The sequence below is a fragment of the Hydrocoleum sp. CS-953 genome, assembly GCF_002260545.1.
Lineage (GTDB): Bacteria > Cyanobacteriota > Cyanobacteriia > Cyanobacteriales > Microcoleaceae > Trichodesmium.
This window is the reverse complement of sequence record NZ_LGSU01000803.1, coordinates 1-4,756: the sequence shown is the minus strand read 5'-3', so window position 1 is coordinate 4,756 and position 4,756 is coordinate 1. Positions and strand designations below refer to the sequence as shown.

The 4,756-nt window shown below is 35.4% G+C and carries 1 protein-coding gene; it reads left to right on the top strand.

Going from position 1 to position 4,756, the window contains the following annotated elements; all coding sequences use genetic code 11:
- The first annotated feature begins 1,419 nt into the window (after positions 1-1,419).
- Positions 1,420-4,737, top strand: coding sequence for a CheR family methyltransferase (locus AFK68_RS10030; protein ID WP_094672583.1), 3,318 nt, complete (start codon positions 1,420-1,422; stop codon positions 4,735-4,737).
- Positions 4,738-4,756 lie beyond the last annotated feature (19 nt).

The following is a 4,756-nucleotide window of genomic DNA, read 5'->3' as shown; positions in this document are numbered from 1 at the left end:
GAGTAGGGGAGTGGGGGAGAAGTAAAAACAAGAATAATTAACTTTAAATTACCTCAAATTAGCAAAAAAGTATTTAGTTTGTATTAGTTAATTAATAGCTGAAGTGTTACCTAAGTATAGCATTACTTTTGGGAATTGGTATAAAAAGCATTCAATAATGGATAATTGATAATTACCTCTCCCTAAAACGGATAGGATTGAATAAAAGGAAAAATTTTTTCTCTCTTGGTCGATTGGATATGGCGTTTAGCGTTCCGCACAACTTTCCGTTCCGGAATGCTCCGCAAACGTTAACGGCTGTCGCCGACATATAAAGCGGAGCGGCTCTGCAAGAGCGGGAGACCGTTCGCCATCCCATCCTAACGGAATGCTCCGCAAACGACCGCTTGTTTTTCTTTGAAAGGAGAGGCTTTATACCTTTATTTTTCGGTAATATTTTTGCCACGAATATGCGGAGGATTGCTATACTAGAAAGTTTATCATTGGTATAAAAACTGAGTATCTGTCTAGGATAGTTCGTAGTTGTAGCAAATATTTAGAAGATTAGTCTTAGAAAATTGTATTTTTTGGGAACAGAAAATAAGCATTTTGTAGCAAATATTTATCAAATTTGTATCACAAAATTTGATTTCTTGAGAACAGGAAATAGGAATTTGTAGTATTTTGTAGAATCTATAACAAATATTTATCAAGATTAAGGACAATATCATTTATACTCCGCTAAATAAAAAATGCTATACTGATAAGCTGTCTAGTAAATAGGGATCAAAGAAGTGCTGAATATATTAATCAGTATAGACATAGACATCTCCAAATAAAGATATATTTTTTTGGATATATATTTTTGGCTGGAGGAGGTAATAGTCAAAATTAACGAGGTACAAGTTCATTAATTGATAATTGATAATTGATAATTGATAATTACCTCTCCCTTTTAGGGAGAGAATTGACGAATAAGGAAAAAATTTATTTTTTTTCCTTTGAAAGGGGAGGCTTCAAGGCGTGAATGATCTAATTATCTAATTGTTTAATTATTAATTATTTCGGTAACATATTTTTAGGATAAAAGTACGAACAACTATTTAGTTAGTGACTTTTAAAAATCTATTTATAGCGTTTCTCAAGTTACTGAGGTACAGTTGTTTTTCTTATTTTCTATTCCCACCGAACCCGAATTACTACTCCCTTACTCCCCTACTCCCCTACTCCCCTACTCCCTTACTACCCTACTTGCTCAAACCAACGAATTTTGTACCTCACTCTTTTTGGGAATTGCTATATTTCCTAATTCAATGGTTAAATAAAAGCCTTGTTTATTTTCTGGAAATATATAATGCCTAATACCTAAAATTTATTTATAGCCAAAAATTTATTTAACTCTTATTAATCGATTATTAACTATTAAACAAAATCAAAACTATGGAATCAACAACAGAAAACCAATTTTTTATCATTGGTATAGGAATATCTACAGAGAATATTCAACCACTAGAAGATTTTTTTTCTCATCTTCCAGACCAACCTAACGCTACATTTATAATTGTTATAAATGAATCTTCCAGTACATTAAATCAGATAACCCAACTGTTAGAAACAAAAAATTTCATACTCCAGACAATTGAAGATGGGATGACTATCAACTCTCAAGTTGTTTATGTAGTGCCATGGGGAAAAAAACTGCATTTAGAAGGGCGCAACCTATTTTTACAGGAGCTAGACTCAGAGTCTGAATATCCCATCAATGACTTTTTCACATCTCTAGCTCAAGAATTAGAGTGGCGGGCTATTGGTATTCTAATTTCAGACAGTAACAAAGATGGCGTAGAAGGATTAGAAGCTATTGGCAAAGCTAATGGTTTAGCCGTAATGCAATCTCTGGATACAAACCAATTTATAGGTGTATGTGTCAATAGCATTTTCTCTGGCTTAGTTGATGAAATGTTGTCTCCCACAGAAGTCGCTCAACTCATCGACGACATTTTGCAGTTGGCAGAAAATTCATCATTATTGAAGCAAGATCAACAATTACCGTTAGTTCCTCCCCAACAACTAGAGAAAATATTGAAGTTTCTCCACACAAGTCAAAACATAGACTTTTCCCATTACAAAACCACTACTATTAGTCGTCGAGTTACTCATCGCTGCAGCTTATCAGAATGTGATACCGTAGAAGATTATATTAATTATCTCGAAAATTGTCTAGAAGAACAAGCCAGTCTATGCCAAGCTTTACTGATCGGTACTACCCAATTTTTTCGAGACCCTGATGCTTGGGAATATTTAAGGACAGAAATTTTGCCTGAACTCTTGAACCACCTTCAAGAGGAGAATAAAGAATTACGAATTTGGGTTTCTGCTTGTGCTACTGGGGAAGAAGCGTACTCAATGGCGATGCTAATTGATGAAACTATGCGTGAATTAGGTATATTGCTAAATGTGAAAATTTTCGCTACTGACATCAATCTTCAGGCTTTGGAAATTGCTACTAAGGGAATTTATCCAGGAACTATTGTCAATGACATATCCCCAGAACGCCTAGAAGAATATTTTAACTATGAGACTGGTCATTATCAAATCAAGCGATCGCTCAGGGAAATGGTGATATTTGCTCTCCACGACCTAACCAAAAATCCAGGCTTTTCTAACATGAGCATAGTTTTGTGCCGTAATGTACTGATTTATATGCAGCCAAGATTACAACAACAAGTTTTGCGGTTACTGCATTTTTCTCTATCAATGCCAGGAATTATGTTTTTAGGTAATACGGAAACAGTTAAAGAATTACAATCAGAATTTGTTACCATCAACTCCCATTGGAAACTTTATCGCAAGCGACGAGATGTCAAACTAGCATCGACTGCTTTGACAACAAGGGCACCAGTTACATTACCTATATTCAATCCTTATAAACCTCAGAGAATTAGTAGATCCAGATTAGATGTAGTATTAGCAAACGTATTTGAATTTGGCTTTGGGGAGCGGAAAATTAGTTGTGTGTTAGTGAATCAAGATAACCGCTTGATCAACGTTTTCTACAATAGTGCTAATTTACTCACAATTCCCATAGGGCCGATCAATTTAGAAATTTCTGATGTTGTTCCAGCAGAACTAAGGCTACCGATAAGTACAGCACTGCACCGTATTAAGCGGGAGCTACAGACAGTTTTGTATAGCGGAATTAGGCTTCACCGAAATAATGAAGTAGAAAGTATTACTCTGCGAGTTGGCTACACGCAACAGAGTTCTACGATTGATAAATATTTTATTATATTTATGGAAGTTATGGAAGTAGAAAAGCCATCACAAGTAGCTTTGGAAAATAATGATCATCCAAACAAGTTCCCAGGAGTAGGAGCTGAACTTGCAGAGCAAATCATAGAACTAGAATATGAACTCCAACAAACCAGAGACAATTTGCAAGCAGCAGTTGAAGAGTTAGGAACTATTAATGAAGAACAACAAGTCACTAACGAAGACTTAATGGCTGCCAACGAAGAGCTTCAAAGTACAAATGAAGAATTACAGTCAACAAACGAAGAAATATTTACAATGAATGCCCAGTATCAGGCAAAAATTGAAGAGCTAACTCGGATGGGCGACGATCTAGATAACTTGTTCCGCAGTATAGATATTGGTGTAGTTTTCCTCGATCAAAATCTCAAAATTCGTCTATTTACCCCAGTTACTACCCAAGCTATTAATATTAGAAACAGCGATATTGATCGTCCTTTATCTCATTTTACTCACAACCTAGACTGCCCAGATTTAATGGAAATTCTAGAACAGGTTATCCAAACTCAACAACCAATAGAAAAAGAAGTAACTTTATCTACTACCGGACATCATATACTTATGCGTGTTCATCCCTATCTACGGGAAAATGGTGAGTCTGATGGCTTAGTGATAGTTTTGATAGATATTCACCAACTACAACAAACCCAGAATCAACTTACAACCATTAATAATTTGCTGGAAACCTTGTATGAATCTAGTCCTATGGGTTTGTTTGTACTAGACCAAAAGTTCAAAATTTTACGGTTTAATCCAGCTTTAGCTGATATTAACAATTTACCAAGAGCAGAATATTTAGGTAGGAATATCTCAGAAATTCTACCAGAATTCACAAATAGCTTAACTCCCCTCTGGCGTCAGGTATTGGAAACAGGTGAAGTTCTGAGAAATATCCAAGTCAATATTCCTTATAGTAACGATCCTGACAGTGAAGGTTGGTGGTTGGGGACTTATTATCCTGTAGAGCTAGAAAATGACAAGCAAGCAATTGGTGGGATAATTACAGATATTACTCAACTACAGGAAACTCAACAAAAATTATTGGCAAGCCAAAGATTTATCCAACGAATTACAGATTCTCATCCGGGAATTATTAGGATTTTTAATTTAGAAGAGCAGTCTATTACTTATATTAATGGCTCTGTCACACAACTATTGGGTTATACTCCAGATGAAATTCTTGCATTCGGAGGAAATATTATACCTAACCTAATTCATCCCGATGATGTGGAACGGATACAAAACCACTATCACAATTTTCCAAATCTAGCAGAGCAGGAAACAATAGAGATAGAGTATCGCCTGTGTCATAAAAATCAGCAATGTGTTTGGTTTTTTAGCAGAGAGGTAGTATTTAAGCGCAGTTCAACAGGGAAAATTGTTGAAGTGTTAGGAGTTGATATTGATATTAGCGACAGCAGACGAGTCATGCAAAACCTCGAATAATATGTAATTAGATCAAGAG